Here is a 14,740-nt window from a genome sequence, read left to right as displayed (position 1 = left end):
GCATCCGGCGCCCTTTCGCGGCAGCCCGCGCACGTCCAGCGTGAACCCCCTTTCCCCATCCACTACTTCAATTTGTTCAACATGAGCCAAGTCAAGCGTCTTACCGACCTGATCGCCGCCGGCCAGCTCGCCGGCAAGCGGGTATTCATCCGTGCCGACCTGAACGTTCCGCAGGACGACCAGGGCAACATCACCGAAGACACGCGCGTGCGCGCGTCCGTGCCGGCCATCCAGGCCGCGCTCGACGCCGGCGCGGCCGTAATGGTCACGTCGCACCTCGGCCGTCCGACCGAGGGCGAATTCAAGCCGGAAGATTCGCTCGCGCCGGTCGCGAAGCGCCTCGCCGAGCTGCTCGGCCGTGACGTGCCGCTCGTGTCGAACTGGGTCGAGAACGGCGTGAACGTCGCGCCGGGCCAGGTCGTGCTGCTCGAGAACTGCCGCGTGAACAAGGGCGAGAAGAAGAATTCGGACGAGCTCGCGCAGAAGATGGCGAAGCTCTGCGACGTGTACGTGAACGACGCGTTCGGTACCGCGCACCGCGCGGAAGCGACCACCCACGGGATCGCGAAGTACGCGCCGGTCGCGTGCGCTGGCCCGCTGCTGGCCGCCGAACTCGACGCGCTCGGCAAGGCGCTCGGCAACCCGGCCCGCCCGCTGGTGGCGATCGTCGCCGGCTCGAAGGTGTCGACCAAGCTCACGATCCTGAAGTCGCTCGCCGGCAAGGTCGACCAGCTGATCGTCGGCGGCGGCATCGCGAACACGTTCATGCTCGCGGCCGGCCTGTCGATCGGCAAGTCGCTCGCGGAAGCCGACCTCGTCAACGAGGCGAAGGCGATCATCGACGAAGCGCGCGAGCGCGGCGCGTCGGTGCCGATCCCGACCGACGTCGTGACGGCCAAGGAATTCTCGCCGACGGCCGCGGCCACGGTGAAGCAGGTCGCCGACATCGAAGCGGACGACATGATCCTCGACATCGGCCCGGATACCGCCAAGGCGCTCGCGAGCCAGCTCGAGAAGGCCGGCACGATCGTGTGGAACGGCCCGGTCGGCGTGTTCGAGTTCGACCAGTTCGGCAACGGCACCAAGACGCTCGCGGAAGCGATCGCCAAATCGTCCGCGTTCTCGATCGCGGGCGGCGGCGACACGCTCGCGGCCATCGCGAAGTACGGCATCCATGACCAGGTCAGCTACATCTCGACGGGCGGCGGCGCTTTCCTCGAGTTCCTCGAGGGGAAGAAGCTGCCGGCGGTGGAAGTGCTGGAAACGCGGGCGGCCTGAGCGTGGCGGCGCGCGCAGGGGTGACGAAGGCCGTGCGCTCCGCGAAAGCGGAGCAGCCGGCCGGCGCGGGCAAGCGCAAACGCGCGCCCGCGCGGGCGAACACCGCCCCGCGCGCACCGGCGGCCGCCGGCGACGCGGCCGAGCAGCACCACGAGATTCAGAACAAAGCGATGCCGGGCGCAAGCACCGGCACGCCCCCCGGAGCGGCGGCCGCTGGGCCTGCCGCTTCCGGCTCTCGCAGCGTTTCACCCAGCGCATCCACCTTGATCCAGATGAGGAGTTTCATGCAGCGCGCCACCAAGATAGTCGCCACGATCGGCCCGGCTTCCAGTTCGCCGGAGATTCTGCTGCAGATGATGCAGGCGGGCCTCGACGTCGTGCGGCTCAATTTTTCGCACGGCACGGCCGACGATCACCGCCAGCGCGCCGAGATGGTGCGCGAGGCCGCCCGCAAGGTCGGCCGCGAGATCGCGATCATGGCCGACCTCCAGGGCCCGAAGATCCGCGTCGGCAAGTTCGAGAACGGCAAGACGACGCTCGAGCCGGGCCAGGCCTTCATCCTCGACGCGGGCTGCGAGCTGGGCAACGACGAGCGCGTCGGGCTCGACTACAAGGAACTGCCGCGTGACCTGCGCACGGGCGACCTGCTGCTGCTGAACGACGGCCTGATCGTGCTGACCGTCGAGCGCGTGCTCGGCGACGAGATCCACACGATCGTCAAGGTGGGCGGCGAGCTGTCGAACAACAAGGGCATCAACCGCCAGGGCGGCGGCCTGTCGGCGCCCGCGCTGACCGCGAAGGACATGGAAGACATCCGCACCGCGATGTCGCTCGGCGCGGACCTGGTGGCGGTGTCGTTCCCGAAGAACGCGACCGACATGGAAATGGCGCGCCAGCTCGCGAACATCGCGGGCGCGCCGTACGGCATCAAGCCGAAGATGATCGCGAAGATCGAGCGCGCGGAAGCGATTCCGGCGCTGCAAAGCATTCTCGACGCGTCCGACGGCATCATGGTCGCGCGCGGCGACCTCGCGGTGGAAGTGGGCAACGCGGCCGTGCCGGCGCTGCAGAAGCGGATGATCCGGATGGCGCGCGAGTCGAACAAGCTCGTGATCACCGCGACGCAGATGATGGAATCGATGATCCACGCGCCGGTGCCGACGCGCGCGGAAGTGTCGGACGTCGCGAACGCGGTGCTCGACGGCACCGACGCGGTGATGCTGTCCGCCGAGACGGCTGCCGGCAAGTACCCGGTCGTCACGATCGAAACGATGGCGGCCGTGTGCGTCGAGGCGGAAAAGTCGGAAGAAGTCGAGCTGGACAAGGATTTCCTCGACCGCACGTTCACGCGGATCGACCAGTCGATCGCGATGGGCGCGCTGTTCACCGCGTACCACCTGGGTGCGAAGGCGATCATCGCGCTGACCGAATCGGGCGCGACCGCGCTGTGGATGTCGCGTCACTACACGCACGTGCCGATCTTCGCGCTGACGCCGCGTGTCGGCAGCGAGCGCACGATGGCGCTGTACCGCAACGTGACGCCGCTGCACGTCGACTTCAACAGCGACCGCGACTCGGCGCTGCAGGCGGCGCTCGAGATCGTCGTCAAGCAGGGCTACGTGCAGCATGGCGACATGGTCGTGCTGACCGTCGGCGAGCCGATGGGGCAGGCGGGCGGCACCAACACGCTGAAGATCGTGCGGGTCGGCGAGCACTATTGAGCGCCCGCTGAAGCTCGGGTCGGCTGAAAAATCGATCCGGCACCGTTTTTCGCGCGAAAGCCGCGTGGGGTCGAAGCCCCGCGCGGCTTTTTTTCTCATTTTTGCCCGCATTGTGCCGTGCGAACGTAACAAATTGCGAGTCGGCGCCACCGGGCGGTCGGAATCGGAGGCGCTTCGCGATAAAATGCGGCTATTCGACGCTCAGCCGCGCCGCGCCACCCCGGGTTCGACCGGGAGCGAGCGCCGCGCCGGCGTCAGGGCGCACCGGTTTTCATTCCATGGAGTTCCACAATGCCTCTCGTATCAATGCGTCAATTGCTGGACCACGCGGCAGAGCACGGTTACGGCCTGCCGGCCTTCAACGTGAACAACCTGGAACAGGTCCAGGCGATCATGGCGGCGGCGGACCAGGTCGGCGCGCCCGTGATCATGCAGGCATCGGCCGGCGCGCGTAAGTACGCGGGCGAGCCGTTCCTGCGCCACCTGATCGAAGCAGCAGTCGAGTCGTACCCGCACATCCCGGTCGTGATGCACCAGGATCACGGCCAGTCGCCGGCAGTCTGCATGGCCGCGATCCGCAGCGGCTTCACCAGCGTGATGATGGACGGTTCGCTGGAAGCCGACGGCAAGACGGTCGCATCGTACGAGTACAACGTCGACGTGTCGCGCAAGGTCGTCGAGATGGCGCACTCGATCGGCGTGACGGTCGAAGCCGAACTCGGCGTGCTCGGCTCGCTCGAGACGATGAAGGGCGACAAGGAAGACGGCCACGGCGCGGAAGGCACGATGACCCGCGAGCAGCTGCTGACCGATCCGGAGCAGGCCGCCGACTTCGTGAAGCTCACGCAGTGCGATGCGCTCGCGATCGCGATCGGCACGTCGCACGGCGCGTACAAGTTCTCGAAGAAGCCGACGGGTGACATCCTGTCGATCCAGCGCATCAAGGAAATCCACGCGCGCATCCCGAACACCCACCTGGTGATGCACGGTTCGTCGTCGGTGCCGCAGGAACTGCTGGCCGAGATCCGCGAATTCGGCGGCGACATGAAGGAAACCTACGGCGTGCCGGTCGAGGAAATCCAGGAAGGCATCAAGCACGGCGTGCGCAAGATCAACATCGACACCGACCTGCGTCTGGCGATCACCGGTGCGATCCGCCGCTACCTGTTCGAGAACCCGGGCAAGTTCGATCCGCGCGACTACCTGAAGCCGGCGCGCGAAGCGGCGAAGCAGGTCTGCGTCGACCGTTACCTCGCGTTCGGCTGCGAAGGCCAGGCCGGCAAGATCAAGCGGGTAGCGCTCGACAAGATCGCCGAGCAGTACAAGTCCGGCGCGCTCGCACAGGTCGTGCGCTGAGACTGTAGTACGATTGCCGCGCCCGATGTGGGCAACGGCAAGGCTGTCCGGCCGGATCTGATCCGGCCCCGCAGCCGCTCCGTCCGGCCGAACGAGGGCCGGCCGGCAACCGCCCGGGCGCCGTCGCCCGGCGGTTCGCCGACGTATTGCAAGACCGCCGTTCCCGCCTGCCGCGGGGAACGGCGTTTCCCTTTTTGTTTGGCTCCTTATCTGCGAAAAGACGATGTCTACCCTCTACGAATCCACGCTCCGCTCGCTGCCGCTCCTCGGTCGCGGCAAGGTCCGCGATAACTACGCGGTCGGCAACGACAAGCTCCTGATCGTCACGACCGATCGCCTGTCGGCATTCGACGTGGTGATGGGCGAGCCGATTCCGAACAAGGGCCGCGTGCTGAACCAGATGGCGAACTTCTGGTTCGACAAGCTCGCGCACATCGTGCCGAACCACCTGACGGGCGACGCGCCGGAAGCGGTTGTCGCGGCCGACGAGGTCGAGCAGGTGAAGGGCCGCGGCGTGGTCGTCAAGCGCCTCGAGCCGATCATGATCGAAGCGGTCGTGCGCGGCTACCTGGCCGGCAGCGGCTGGAAGGAATACCAGGCGTCGGGCGCCGTGTGCGGCGTGCAACTGCCGGAAGGCCTGCAGAACGCGCAGAAGCTGCCCGAGCCGATCTTCACGCCGGCCGCGAAGGCCGAGATGGGCGAGCACGACGAGAACATCACGTTCGAGGAAACCGAGCGCCGCATCGGCACCGAGCTGGCCGCGACGATCCGCGACATCTCGATCAAGCTGTACAAGGAAGCGGCCGACTACGCGGCCACGCGCGGCATCATCATCGCCGACACGAAGTTCGAATTCGGCCTCGACAACCACGGCCAGCTGTACCTGATGGACGAAGTGCTGACCGCCGATTCGTCGCGCTTCTGGCCGGCCGACCAGTACGAAGTCGGCACGAACCCGCCGTCGTTCGACAAGCAGTTCGTGCGCGACTGGCTCGAGGCGCAGCCGTGGGGCAAGACGGCGCCGGCACCGGCACTGCCGGCCGACGTCGTCGAGAAGACGGCCGCGAAGTACCAGGAAGCGCTCGAGCGCATCACGGGCCAGTCGCTGGCCTGACAAGAAGGAACGCACGAAATGAGTGAAGTCCAGACCGCCCACACGCACAGCGCGCCGCTCGTCGGCGTGCTGATGGGTTCGAGTTCCGACTGGGACGTGATGAAGCATGCGGTCGCCATCCTGCAGGAATTCGGCGTGCCGTACGAAGCGAAGGTCGTGTCCGCGCACCGGATGCCCGACGAGATGTTCGACTATGCGGAGAAGGCGCGCGAGCGCGGGCTGCGCGCGATCATCGCGGGCGCCGGCGGCGCCGCGCACCTGCCCGGCATGCTGGCCGCGAAAACGACGGTGCCGGTGCTCGGGGTGCCGGTCGCGAGCAAGTACCTGAAGGGTGTCGATTCGCTGCACTCGATCGTGCAGATGCCGAAGGGCGTGCCCGTCGCGACGTTCGCGATCGGCGAGGCCGGCGCTGCGAACGCCGCGCTGTTCGCGGTGTCGATCCTGTCCGGCAACTCGGTCGACTATGCGAACCGGCTCGCCGCGTTCCGCGTGCGCCAGAACGAAGCCGCGCACGCGATGGTGCTGCCGCCGCTGGAATGACGGCGCACCGGCGGCCGCCCTGCCATTCGAGCGGCTGCCTGACCTTCCCACTGCGGCGGGCAGCGCCCGCCGCGACCGACCACTGACATGACCGCAACTCCTGATTCCGTTTCCCCGATCCTGCCCGGCGCGTGGCTTGGCATGGTCGGCGGTGGCCAGCTCGGCCGCATGTTCTGCTTTGCCGCCCAGTCGATGGGCTATCGCGTCGCCGTGCTCGATCCCGATCCGACGAGCCCCGCCGGCGCGGTCGCCGACCGCCACCTGCGCGCAGCCTACGACGACGAAGCCGCGCTCGCCGAACTGGCCGACCTGTGCGACGCGGTGTCGACGGAGTTCGAGAACGTGCCGGCCGCGAGCCTCGATTTCCTCGCGCGCACGACGTTCGTCGCGCCCGCCGGCCGCTGCGTCGCGGTCGCGCAGGACCGGATCGCGGAGAAGCGCTTCATCGAAGCGTCGGGCGTGCCCGTCGCGCCGCACGTCGTGATCGAATCGTCGGCGGCGCTCGCCGCGCTCGACGATGCCGCGCTCGACGCGGTGCTGCCGGGCATCCTGAAGACGGCGCGCCTCGGCTACGACGGCAAGGGCCAGGTGCGGGTGAGCACCGCGCAGGAAGTGCGCGACGCGCATGCGGCGCTGAACGGCGTGCCGTGCGTGCTCGAAAAGCGCCTGCCGCTGAAATACGAGGTGTCGGCGCTGATCGCGCGTGGCGCGGACGGCCGCTCGGCTGCGTTCCCGCTCGCGCAGAACGTGCACCACAACGGCATCCTCGCGCTGACCGTTGTGCCCGCGCCGGCCGCCGATGCCGCGCGTGTCGAAGCGGCGCAGCAGGCCGCCGTGCGGATCGCCGATACGCTCGGCTACGTCGGCGTGCTGTGCGTCGAATTCTTCGTGCTGGAAGACGGTTCGTTCGTCGCGAACGAGATGGCGCCGCGCCCGCACAATTCAGGCCACTACACGGTCGATGCGTGCGCAACGAGCCAGTTCGAGCAGCAGGTGCGTGCCATGACGCGGATGCCGCTCGGCAACCCGCGCCAGCATTCGCCGGCCGCGATGCTGAACATCCTCGGCGACGTGTGGTTCCCGAACGGTGCGGCCGGCGTAGGTGCGGCGGCCGATGCCGTCACGCCGCCGTGGGACACGGTCGCGGCGATGCCGACCGCGCACCTGCACCTGTACGGCAAGGAGGACGCGCGCATCGGCCGCAAGATGGGCCACGTGAACTTCACGGCCGAAACGCGCGACGAAGCCGTTGCCGCGGCCACCGCGTGCGCGCAGCTGCTGCGCGTGCCGCTCGACTGAGACGCCAGCCGATGTCCATCGACCTCCCGAACGCCGTGACGGCCGCGCAGATCGACGCGGCCGCCGCGTTGCTCGACGCGGGCCAGCTCGTCGCCTTTCCGACCGAAACCGTCTACGGGCTCGGCGGCGACGCGGCGAATCCCGAGGCCGTCGCGCGCATCTACGCGGCGAAGGGGCGGCCCGCGAACCATCCGGTGATCGTGCACCTGCCGCCGGGCGGCGATCCCGGCTACTGGGCCGACGATCTGCCGGCCGACGCGCAGGCGTTGATCGATGCGTTCTGGCCGGGCCCGCTGACGCTGATCCTGAAGCGCCACGCGCGCATCCCGGACGCCGTGAGCGGCGGCCAGGATTCGGTCGGGCTGCGCTGCCCGTCGCATCCGGTCGCACAGGCGCTGCTGGCCGCATTCAGCGCGCGGCGCGGCGGGCATGGCGGCGTGGCTGCGCCGTCCGCGAACCGGTTCGGCCATGTAAGCCCGACCACCGCGCAGCATGTGCGCGACGAATTTGGCGACACCGTGCACGTGCTCGACGGCGGCGCATCGGAAGTCGGTATCGAATCGACGATTCTGGACCTGTCGCGCGGTTTCCCGGCGCTGCTGCGCCCGGGGCACGTGACGCCGCAGCAGATCGCCGCCGTGCTCGGTCGCGCACCGCAACTGCCGGACGGCAGCGACGCGACCGCGCCGCGCGCGTCGGGCACGCTGAAGGCGCACTACGCGCCGCGCACGCCGCTCGCGCTGCTGCCGTTCGACGCGCTCGAGCCACTGCTCGCGGCCGCGCAGACCGACGGCGAGCGTGTCGCGCTCGTCGCACGCGCATCGCGCGCGGGACGCTGGGCGCAGGCTGACGGCGTGCATTTCGTCGCGGCGCCGGAGGATCCGCAGGCGTATGCGCGCGACCTGTACGGGATGCTGCGTGCGCTCGACCGCGCGCAGGTGGCGCGGATTCTCGTCGAGAAGCTGCCCGAGACCGTCGAATGGATCGCGGTCAACGATCGCCTCGGCCGCGCGGCCGCCGCGTTCGAAGCGCGCGACTGATACCCGTCGCGGTTCACGAATGAAAAACGCCCGACCGGTAAACCGGTCGGGCGTTTTCGTTTGGGCGCGTGGCCGGCGGCTTACTTGCCGACGCCCGAGGCCGCGATCTTCGACTGCGCGAACTGCGCGAACAGCGCATGCAGGCGCGTCGTCGGGTGGACCGTGTCGGCGAACATGTAGGTTTGATCCGCGTTCGCGACCGTGTAGGTCTGCGGCGAGCAGAACAGCGACGAGCCGAATGCGGTTGCGTTCGCGACGCCATACTGCGTGGCGGCCTGGACCATCGCCTTCAGGTTACAGGCGGTGTCGGTGTTCGACACGGCGAAGCCGTTCGCCTTGTAGTTCGCGAGGATGCCGTCCTGCCACGTGAACGTGTCGAGCAGCACGTACTTGGTCGTGTCGACCTTGAGTGCCTGCAGCGTCGCGGCGAGCGTGCCGTTGAACAGCATCGACAGTTGCGTGAGGGTCGTCTGCGAGCCGCTCTGGAGCGCGAGCGGCGTGCCGCCGATATCCGGCACGTTCGACACGAACACGTGCGTCGCGCCGGCGGCGACGATCTGCTGCACGATGCCCGCGAGCTGTTGCGCGGCGGCGCCGATGTTCTGCTGCAGCTGCGTCGGCGTGATCGCGCCGGCCTGCAGCGCCGCGACCTGGTAGAAGATGTCGTTCGCGCCGCCGTTCAGCAGCACGATCTGGCCGGCGTTGAAGCTGCCGTGCTGCGACACGTATTGCTTGACCTGGTCGGCGATCGGCGTCGTGGTCGCTTGTGCGTAATCGGGGTTCGGCACGCTGGCGTCCGCGTGGCCGATGCCCGGCTGCTGCGTCACGCGCGAGCCGCCCTGAGCGTAGCCGAGGCCGCCGGTGGCCTGCAGCGGAATGCCGAAACCGCCCTGGTTCGCGGGCTGCAGCGTGTCGCCGTAGTACTGCGCGACGTTCTGCGTCCACACCTGGCCCGGGTTGGTCGTGAAGCGGCCGCCGCCGAAGCCGAGCTTGATCTGCGAGTAGGTGCCCGCGTCGGACAGGCTGTCGCCGAACGACACGACCTGCATTTTCACGCCCGACGGCGGCGTGTTCGATGCGCTGTTGTTGTCGTCACCGCCGCCGCCGCACGCGGCGAGCAGCGCGAGCGCGGCGCCGGCGATCGCGAGTTGCGCGGTGCGCAGCATGCGCTGACGGGTGCGGGCGGGTGCGTGTTGTTGTGTCTGCATCGTTCGATCTCCTCGTAGATATGGCCTGATGTGTTTCTCATCTGCCGCGTGCCTGCTCGGTTCCGGGCTGCGCGGCGGCCGTTGGCTGAAACGGTTTATTGGTCTCGCGCGGCCGCGAGCGGCACGGTGCGCGGATCGGGGTTCGCGGCCTCGGCAATCTGCGCATGATAAGCGCTCGCCCATTCGGGCGGGCCGAAAATCGCGCGCAGCTTGTTGCGCCAGCCGCCGACGCGCAACGCGTCGCCGGCCATCGACATCCACTCGTGGAACGTCGCGACGAGCGGGTTGTTCGAGCCTAGCCGCTCGACGATTCCGTACTGCGGCGGATCGTCGGGCGTTTCCTCGACATAGCTGCCGAACAGGCGATCCCAGATCACCAGGACGCCTGCGTAATTGCGGTCGATGTAGCGCGGGTTGCGCGCATGGTGCGCGCGGTGGATCGACGGCGTGTTCAGCACGTATTCGAGCCAGCCGAGCTTGCCGATCGCCTGCGTATGCACGAAGAACTGGAACGCGAGGTTGATCAGCACGATGCCGACGACCTGTTGCGGCGGAAAACCGGCGAACGCGAGCGGCAGCCAGAACACCCACATCCCCGCGACCGGGTACATCAGGCTCTGGCGGAACGCTGTCGAGAAATTCATCCGCTCGGACGAGTGGTGCACGACGTGCGCGGCCCACAGCCAGCGCACGCGATGGCTCGCGCGATGAAAGACGTAGTAGAGGAAATCCTGCGCGACGAACAGCACCGCGAACGACAGCCAGCCGTCATGCCATGTGAACAGGCGATAGTGCTGATAGCAGTACGCATAGACGGGGATCACGAACAGCCATGCGACCTTGTCGGCGCCCTGGTGCATCAGCGCGAGCGCCGCGTTGCACAGCGTGTCGCGCCACGCATAGACAGCGTCCTGCGCACGGGTGCGGGCGAGGTGCCAGGCCTCCCACGCGATGCAGAGCAGGAAGACGGGCGCCAGCGCGAGCAGAAGCAATTCGACGTCGAATCGCATGGGCGTGTCTCCTTCTTTCCCCTGCAAGCCTTGAGGCCGGGCGTATGGCCCGTTGTAGATATCGGTCAGGCCAACAGCCTACGCAATCGCCAAGCGCTAGGCGAGGGGGCAGCGTAGAGGGTTCCCTCTGAGGACAGGGTTTTTACGGAAGCCGCGCGGCACGGGGGCGGGCGGTGTGGCCCTGTTTTGCGGTCGTGGGTGGCGCGCGGTGTGTCGCGCGCCGGTGGCGGCCGGCGTTTCAAACCGGAGAGGGCGGGATTCGGTGTGCGCAGGCGCCGGCAGGCGGCCCCGGCGGCGCGTCAGGGCGACCCGCTGCGCGGTGCCGCCCGATGCCGAGGCGGGCCGACGCGCGCCGGCAGCAGGCCGCCGGCGTGCCTTATGTCGCGGCGCGCGGCGACGTCAGTGCGCGCCGGCGTAGATCCACTCGAGCAGCGAGTCGTGCGCGGCGCGCGCGGCTTCCGCGTGGTCGTTGTTGATGAAGCTCACGACGATGTAGCTCTGGCCGTCCGCACCGGCGACGTAGCCGGCGATCGCGCGCACGTCGCGCAGCGTGCCGGTCTTGATGTGCGCGTTGCCGAGCACGCTTGCGTTGGTGAGGCGGTTCTTCATCGTGCCGTCGATGCCGGCGATCGGCAGCGAATCGACGAACGCCTGCGCGACCGGGCTCGCGTTCGCGGCCTGCAGCAGCGCGGCGAGCGACAGCGCGCTCACATGTTCTTCGCGCGACAGGCCCGAGCCGTTCTCGAGCACGAGGTCGGGCATCGCGATGCCGTTCTTCTGCAGGAACGCCTGGATCACGCGGCTCGACTGCTCGGGCGTCGCGGGCGGCTTGCCGCTGACCGCGCCGATCGTCAGGAACAGGTTGCGCGCCATCACGTTGTTGCTGAACTTGTTGATGTCGTAGACGATGCTGCCGAGCACCGGGCTGTGATGCACGGCGAGGGGCCGCGCGGCGGTCGGCACCTTGCCCTCGCTCACGGGCCCGGCGATCGTGCCGCCGTCCTGCTGCCACAGCGCGAGGAAGCCGCGCGCGAAGAACGTCGTGTGATCGAGGATCGCGAGGTTGGTCGTGTGCGCGCCGCAGCGCAGCGGGTAGTCGCCCGCGAACGAGGCGGTCATGATCCCGCCGCCGGCCGTCAGCGTCGGGCGCGCGGCCGCGGCGGCCGCGCTGCACGAGCCCGTGCCTTCGACCAGCTGGTTGTCGATCGACAGGTCCGCGAGCGGCGGCAGCACGTCGACGGCCACCTTGCCGTCGTCGCCCGGCGTGACCGTGAACGACACGGCCTTGAATGCGTACAGCAGCGGATCGGGGCCGACGTTGTACGGCGCGCTCGCGTCGTCGTCGAACGAAGGGAGGTCGCGCGTCGAGGTCGCGAAGTAGCTCTTGTCGAGTACGAGTCCGCCTGCCACGCGCTTGACGCCGGCCTTGCGGAGCTTGTCGACGAGATCGATCAGCTCTTCGGGCACGAGCTTCGGATCGCCGGTGCCCTTGATGTACAGGTTGCCCTGCAGCGTGCCGTCCGGGTCGACGGTGCCGTCCGTGTAGGCGGTGGTGCGCCAGCGGTAGTCGGGGCCGAGGATCGACAGGCCCGAGAAGGTCGTCACGAGCTTCATCGTCGAGGCCGGCATCATCGGCCGGCTCGCATTCCACGCGATCAGCGGCTCCGGATCGCCGACGCGCTCGACGACGACGCTCATCGCCGACGCCGGCACCTTCGCGCGCTGCAGCGCGACGAGCACCGACGCCGGCAGGCCGGCCGCGCGCGCGGCCGGCGACACGACGGCCGTCTTGCGTGCTTCCTTGTGGGATTTCTTGCGGGCCTGCGCGGGCGGCGCGAAGGCGAGGGCCGTGCAGGTGGCGACGATGGCGGCCGCCTTCAGGCAGACGCGGGCGCGGGGGGCGAACCGGGTGGAAAGATCGGAAATCGGCATGAGCGAATACGGGGGAAGCACGACGTTCGGGCAGGGCGCGCGCGGCGCCAAAGCGCACATTGTAGAGACAAGTCCGGACAGCCCCCTTGCAATCCGCCTTTCTGTTGCATTGCACGGTGCCGCGCGCCCGGTTCGCGGCGCTACAATGGTCGGCGTGTTTGACTCGCCCCATGGATGCCTGTCCCGATGCGGATTCTGCTTGTCGAAGATGATCGAATGATTGCCGAAGGCGTGCGCAAGGCGCTGCGCTCGGACGGCTTCGCGGTCGACTGGGTGCAGGACGGCGACGCCGCGCTGACGGCGCTCGGCGGCGAGACGTACGACCTGCTGCTGCTTGATCTCGGCCTGCCGAAGCGCGACGGCATCGACGTGCTGCGCACGCTGCGCGCACGCGGGCTGGCGCTGCCGGTGCTGATCGTCACCGCGCGCGACGCGGTGGCCGACCGCGTGAAGGGGCTCGACGCGGGCGCCGACGACTACCTCGTCAAGCCGTTCGACCTCGACGAACTGGGCGCGCGGATGCGCGCGCTGATCCGTCGCCAGGCCGGGCGCAGCGAATCGCTGATCCGCCACGGCGCGCTGACGCTCGATCCCGCTTCGCACCAGGTGACGCTCGACGGCGCGCCCGTCGCGCTGTCCGCGCGCGAGTTCGCGCTGCTCGAGGCGCTGCTCGCGCGGCCCGGCGCGGTGCTGTCGAAGAGCCAGCTCGAGGAGAAGATGTACGGCTGGGGCGAGGAGATCGGCAGCAACACGGTCGAGGTCTACATCCACGCGCTGCGCAAGAAGCTCGGCTCGGACCTGATCCGCAACGTGCGCGGGCTCGGCTACATGGTCGTCAAGGAAAGCTGACGCGTGAGGTCGATTCGTCATCAATTGCTGATCTGGCTGCTCGCGATCGTCGTCGCGGGCGTGGGCCTCGCGGGCTGGCTCATCTACCGGCAGGCGCTCGCCGAAGCGAACGAACTGTTCGACTACCAGTTGCAGGAAATCGCCGCGGCCTTGCCGTCCGAGCCGTTCTCGCAGGTGTTCGGTTCGCGCACCAACGGCGACGAAGGTATCGTGATCCAGATCTGGAACCGCAACGGCGTGCTGATGTACTTCTCGCATCCGCGTGCGCCGATCGCGCCGCGCGCGGAGCTCGGCTTCTCGACCGAACGCACCGATCGCGGCGAATGGCGCGTGTACGGCGCGATCGTCGGCGACAACGTCGTGCAGCTCGCGCAGCCGTTGTCGGTGCGCAACCGGCTCGCGGCGAACGTCGCGCTGCGCACGCTGTGGCCGCTGATCGTGCTGTTGCCGTTCCTCGGCGCGGCCGTGTGGGTGATCGTCGGACGCGGGCTCGCGCCGCTCGGCCGCGTGACGCGCGCGGTCGAGGCGCGCCGGCCGGAAGCGCTCGATCCGCTGCCCGATGGGCGCCTGCCGCTCGAGGTGCAGCCGCTCGTCCGCGCGCTGAACGGGCTGCTCGCCCGGCTGGCGGCCGCGCTTGACACGCAGAAGGCCTTCGTGGCCGATGCCGCGCACGAACTGCGCACGCCGCTCGCGGCCGTGCAGATCCAGGCACAGCTCGTCGCCCGTGCGAAGGACGACGCGTCGCGCCGCGAGGCGATCGCCGATCTCCAGGATGGCGTGTCGCGTGCGACGCGCCTCACCGAGCAACTGCTCGCGCTCGCCCGCGCCGAACCAGATGGCGCGACGATGCGCGAGCCGGTCGACCTGCAGGCGCTGCTCGCCGAATGCGTGGCCGCGCTTGCGCCGCTCGCGCAACGGCGCGACATCGATCTCGGCTTCGAGGAGACGCGCGCGGCGAGCGTCGTCGCGGACGTCGGCGCGCTGCGCGTGATGTTCGGCAACCTGCTCGACAACGCAGTGAAGTACACGCCGGACGGCGGCCGCATCGACGTATCGCTGACCCGCGACGCGGCCGGCCGCGCGTGCGTGCAGATCGGCGACAGCGGGCCCGGCATTCCGGCCGACGAGCGCGAACGCGTGTTCGACCGCTTCTACCGCGACAGCTCCGCGCGGGCGCGCACCGACGTGTCGGGCAGCGGGCTCGGGCTCGCGATCGTCAAGCGCGTGGCCGCGCAGCAGGGCGCGACGGTGTCGCTCGGCGACGCGGCCGCGGGCGGCCTGCTCGTCAGCGTCGTGTTTCGCGATGCCGAGATGCCGGCCGAGGCGCCGCAGCCGTCCGAATCCGTGTGAAGCACGACCCCGCGCAGGCGCCGGCGGCCGCTTAAGCCCCGCT

Annotated in this window: 13 protein-coding genes; 9 read left to right on the top strand and 4 right to left on the bottom strand. The window is 69.0% G+C overall.

Going from position 1 to position 14,740, the window contains the following annotated elements; translation table 11 throughout:
* The first annotated feature begins 81 nt into the window (after positions 1-81).
* On the top strand, positions 82-1,278 hold the full coding sequence (locus CFB43_RS14600) for a phosphoglycerate kinase (RefSeq protein ID WP_069257480.1): 1,197 nt from the start codon (positions 82-84) through the stop codon (positions 1,276-1,278).
* Between the two features lie 157 nt (positions 1,279-1,435).
* Here the strand turns inward: CFB43_RS14600 and CFB43_RS38830 are convergent, their stop codons facing one another.
* Positions 1,436-1,564 carry a hypothetical protein gene (locus CFB43_RS38830; protein WP_256093618.1) on the bottom strand — a complete coding sequence of 43 codons (129 nt, stop codon included), beginning with the start codon at positions 1,562-1,564 and terminating at the stop codon, positions 1,436-1,438.
* Here CFB43_RS38830 and pyk point away from each other — a divergent pair.
* The 6 genes from pyk (at position 1,563) to CFB43_RS14570 (ending at position 8,348) form a co-directional block, all read left to right on the top strand.
* Positions 1,563-2,999, top strand: coding sequence for a pyruvate kinase (gene pyk, locus CFB43_RS14595; protein ID WP_039360687.1), 1,437 nt, complete (start codon positions 1,563-1,565; stop codon positions 2,997-2,999). The genes CFB43_RS38830 and pyk overlap by 2 nt on opposite strands.
* Positions 3,000-3,290: 291 nt before the next feature.
* The gene (gene fba / locus CFB43_RS14590; protein WP_089495550.1) at positions 3,291-4,355 is read left to right on the top strand and encodes a class II fructose-bisphosphate aldolase; all 1,065 of its coding nucleotides are present in this window, start codon (positions 3,291-3,293) and stop codon (positions 4,353-4,355) included.
* A 223-nt stretch (positions 4,356-4,578) separates the two neighbouring features.
* Positions 4,579-5,469, top strand: a complete 891-nt coding sequence (locus CFB43_RS14585) for a phosphoribosylaminoimidazolesuccinocarboxamide synthase (RefSeq protein ID WP_089495549.1) — start codon at positions 4,579-4,581, stop codon at positions 5,467-5,469.
* 18 nt (positions 5,470-5,487) lie between these two features.
* Positions 5,488-6,009 carry a 5-(carboxyamino)imidazole ribonucleotide mutase gene (gene purE / locus CFB43_RS14580; RefSeq protein ID WP_039360624.1) on the top strand — a complete coding sequence of 174 codons (522 nt, stop codon included), beginning with the start codon at positions 5,488-5,490 and terminating at the stop codon, positions 6,007-6,009.
* An 87-nt stretch (positions 6,010-6,096) separates the two neighbouring features.
* Entirely contained in the window at positions 6,097-7,308 is a 1,212-nt protein-coding gene (locus CFB43_RS14575; RefSeq protein WP_089495548.1) for a 5-(carboxyamino)imidazole ribonucleotide synthase, read from the top strand.
* An 11-nt stretch (positions 7,309-7,319) separates the two neighbouring features.
* Positions 7,320-8,348, top strand: coding sequence for an L-threonylcarbamoyladenylate synthase (locus CFB43_RS14570; RefSeq protein WP_089426234.1), 1,029 nt, complete (start codon positions 7,320-7,322; stop codon positions 8,346-8,348).
* Positions 8,349-8,428: 80 nt separating this feature from the next.
* Here the strand turns inward: CFB43_RS14570 and CFB43_RS14565 are convergent, their stop codons facing one another.
* The 3 genes from CFB43_RS14565 to dacB all read right to left on the bottom strand — a co-directional run bounded on the left by CFB43_RS14565 (position 8,429) and on the right by dacB (position 12,498).
* Entirely contained in the window at positions 8,429-9,556 is a 1,128-nt protein-coding gene (locus CFB43_RS14565; protein WP_089495547.1) for an SGNH/GDSL hydrolase family protein, read from the bottom strand.
* Between the two features lie 95 nt (positions 9,557-9,651).
* Entirely contained in the window at positions 9,652-10,566 is a 915-nt protein-coding gene (locus tag CFB43_RS14560; protein WP_089495546.1) for a sterol desaturase family protein, read from the bottom strand.
* A 399-nt stretch (positions 10,567-10,965) separates the two neighbouring features.
* Complete coding sequence (gene dacB, locus CFB43_RS14555; RefSeq protein WP_089495545.1) at positions 10,966-12,498, bottom strand: D-alanyl-D-alanine carboxypeptidase/D-alanyl-D-alanine endopeptidase; 1,533 nt, start codon at positions 12,496-12,498, stop codon at positions 10,966-10,968.
* A 186-nt stretch (positions 12,499-12,684) separates the two neighbouring features.
* Between dacB and CFB43_RS14550 the strand changes: the two genes are divergently transcribed.
* Both CFB43_RS14550 and CFB43_RS14545 read left to right on the top strand, forming a co-directional pair.
* Positions 12,685-13,347 carry a response regulator gene (locus tag CFB43_RS14550; RefSeq protein ID WP_021164091.1) on the top strand — a complete coding sequence of 221 codons (663 nt, stop codon included), beginning with the start codon at positions 12,685-12,687 and terminating at the stop codon, positions 13,345-13,347.
* 3 nt (positions 13,348-13,350) lie between these two features.
* Positions 13,351-14,697: an ATP-binding protein gene (locus CFB43_RS14545; protein WP_089495544.1), complete on the top strand. Its 1,347-nt coding sequence runs from the start codon at positions 13,351-13,353 to the stop codon at positions 14,695-14,697.
* Positions 14,698-14,740: the final 43 nt, after the last annotated feature.

Source organism: Burkholderia sp. AU15512 (assembly GCF_002223325.1).
In the GTDB taxonomy this organism is placed as follows: Bacteria; Pseudomonadota; Gammaproteobacteria; order Burkholderiales; family Burkholderiaceae; genus Burkholderia.
This window is presented reverse-complemented; position numbering and strand designations above follow the sequence as displayed.

What these genes read in the sequence shown, in the direction of transcription:
- CFB43_RS14575 (WP_089495548.1), top strand. Translation starts at nt 6,097, where the DNA reads ATGACCGCAACTCCTGATTCCGTTTCCCCGATCCTGCCCGGCGCGTGG.
- fba (WP_089495550.1), top strand. Translation starts at nt 3,291, where the DNA reads ATGCCTCTCGTATCAATGCGTCAATTGCTGGACCACGCGGCAGAGCAC.
- CFB43_RS14560 (WP_089495546.1), bottom strand. Translation starts at nt 10,566, where the DNA reads ATGCGATTCGACGTCGAATTGCTTCTGCTCGCGCTGGCGCCCGTCTTC.
- dacB (WP_089495545.1), bottom strand. Translation starts at nt 12,498, where the DNA reads ATGCCGATTTCCGATCTTTCCACCCGGTTCGCCCCCCGCGCCCGCGTC.
- CFB43_RS14570 (WP_089426234.1), top strand. Translation starts at nt 7,320, where the DNA reads ATGTCCATCGACCTCCCGAACGCCGTGACGGCCGCGCAGATCGACGCG.
- purE (WP_039360624.1), top strand. Translation starts at nt 5,488, where the DNA reads ATGAGTGAAGTCCAGACCGCCCACACGCACAGCGCGCCGCTCGTCGGC.
- CFB43_RS14565 (WP_089495547.1), bottom strand. Translation starts at nt 9,556, where the DNA reads ATGCAGACACAACAACACGCACCCGCCCGCACCCGTCAGCGCATGCTG.
- CFB43_RS14585 (WP_089495549.1), top strand. Translation starts at nt 4,579, where the DNA reads ATGTCTACCCTCTACGAATCCACGCTCCGCTCGCTGCCGCTCCTCGGT.
- pyk (WP_039360687.1), top strand. Translation starts at nt 1,563, where the DNA reads ATGCAGCGCGCCACCAAGATAGTCGCCACGATCGGCCCGGCTTCCAGT.
- CFB43_RS38830 (WP_256093618.1), bottom strand. Translation starts at nt 1,564, where the DNA reads ATGAAACTCCTCATCTGGATCAAGGTGGATGCGCTGGGTGAAACGCTG.
- CFB43_RS14550 (WP_021164091.1), top strand. Translation starts at nt 12,685, where the DNA reads ATGCGGATTCTGCTTGTCGAAGATGATCGAATGATTGCCGAAGGCGTG.
- CFB43_RS14600 (WP_069257480.1), top strand. Translation starts at nt 82, where the DNA reads ATGAGCCAAGTCAAGCGTCTTACCGACCTGATCGCCGCCGGCCAGCTC.